Below are 1,923 nucleotides of genomic sequence, written 5' to 3' on the forward strand. Positions count from 1 at the left end.
CCGGCCGCGACAGCCGCGGCCACCGCTTCCTCCACGACGCGCCGGTGCCGCTGGCGCAGCCGGGCGACTACGTGGCCGCGCTGCAGGCCGCGCAGGTGCTGGTGGACCCGGACGTGCGCCGCGCGCACATCGTCGCCGAGGTCGAGCAGGCCGCGCGCGAGGCCGGCGGCAGCGCGCGCATTGCCGCCGACAACCTGGAGCAGGTGGTGAACCTGGTCGAATGGCCGTCGGCGGTGCTGTGCAGGTTCGAGCCGGCGTTCCTGGCGGTGCCGCAGGAAGCGCTGATCGAGACCATGGAGAGCAACCAGAAGTTCTTCCCGGTGCTGGACGCCGGCGGCAAGCTCACCGAGCATTTCATCGGCATCGCCAACATCGTCTCGCGCGACGTCGCCGAAGTGGCCAAGGGCTACGAGCGGGTGATCCGCCCGCGCTTCGCCGACGCCAAGTTCTTCTTCGACGAAGACCTCAAGCAGGGCCTGCAGGCGATGGGCGCCGGCCTGGCCAGCGTCACCTACCAGGCCAAGCTCGGCAGCATTGCCGACAAGGTGCAGCGCGTGGCCGCGCTGGCCGAAGCGATCGCCGCGCAGGTCGGCGTGGATCCGGCGCAGGCGCGCCGCGCCGCCGAACTGAGCAAGAACGACCTGCAGTCGCGCATGGTCAACGAGTTCCCGGAACTGCAGGGCATCGCCGGCCGCCACTACGCGCTCGCCGCGGGCGAGCCGAGCGAGATCGCCCTGGCGATCGACGAGGCCTACCAGCCGCGCTTCGCCGGCGACGACATCGCGCTGTCGCCACTGGGCAAGGTGCTGGCGATCGCCGAACGCCTGGATACGCTGGCCGGCGGGTTCGCCGCGGGGTTGAAGCCCACGGGCAACAAGGATCCGTTCGCGCTGCGGCGCAATGCGCTGGGGTTGGCGCGGACGGTGATTGAGAGTGGGTTTGATGTAGATCTGAAGGAGCTGCTCTTCATCGCTTATGCCGAAGTAAACAAAGACATTGCGAGTGCGCTTGCAGAACAGAGAACTCAAGCAGCCGTTGTAGCCGCTAAGAAGGGCGTAAAGCTAGAGCTGTCCCAGGAAGGAACTTCAGAGTTCTCAAGCAGCGAAATCGAAGCTCTCTTCGACTTCATCCTCGACCGCCTGCGCGGCTACTACTCCGACAAGGGCGTGCCAGCAACGCAGTTCAACGCGGTGGCCGCGCTGTTCTCGGTCGCGGCTGAAGCCGCTCCTACGACAGCGGCAACAACGGCGGCGCTCGGCTCGCTGTACGACTTCGACCGCCGCATCGACGCGATCGGCACCTTTGCCGCGTTGCCGGAGGCCGAGGCGCTGGCCGCGGCCAACAAGCGCATCCGCAACATCCTGCGCAAGGCCGAGGGCGAGATTCCGGCGCAGGTCGACGCGGGCCTGCTGCGCGAGCCGGCCGAGCGCGCGCTGGCCGAAGCGGTGGAAGCGGCGATCGCCGAGACCGACGGCGCGCTGCGCCAGCACGATTACGTCACCGTGCTGAACTTCCTGGCGCGGCTGCGTCCGCAGGTAGACGCGTTCTTCGACGGCGTGATGGTCAACGCCGACGACCCGGCGCTGCGCCGCAATCGCCTAGCCCTGCTCAAGCGCCTGGGCGAGCGTCTCGGCAGCGTCGCGGCGATCGAGCACCTGTCGGCGTAAGCAGCACAAGCGTCGAACCAGAGACGGGCCGCCTTGCGCGGCCCGTTCTCTTTTTTCAGGTAGAACTCCTGCGGCAATGCGCGGCGCCAATGGCTTCGGCACACCGCAATGCGTCGGGACTGAAGTCCCTCCCACAGTGCAAGCTCCCTGCTGCCCACACGCCCTGCAGGCGCGTTCGCTTGCGTCCTTCACAACAAGCGTGTGCAAGCGCCCGCCCTAAGCCCCTCTCCCCTCGGGAGAGGGGTTGGGGTGAGGG

Annotated in this window: 1 protein-coding gene; it reads left to right on the forward strand. The window is 68.1% G+C overall.

The window, feature by feature from the left end; translation table 11 throughout:
- On the forward strand, positions 1-1,667 hold a 1,667-nt coding region (gene glyS, locus D588_RS0104860), incomplete at its 5' end, for a glycine--tRNA ligase subunit beta (RefSeq protein ID WP_017915173.1).
- Positions 1,668-1,923 lie beyond the last annotated feature (256 nt).

The sequence above is a fragment of the Xanthomonas sp. SHU 308 genome (genome assembly GCF_000364645.1).
In the GTDB taxonomy this organism is placed as follows: domain Bacteria; phylum Pseudomonadota; class Gammaproteobacteria; order Xanthomonadales; family Xanthomonadaceae; genus Xanthomonas_A; species Xanthomonas_A sontii.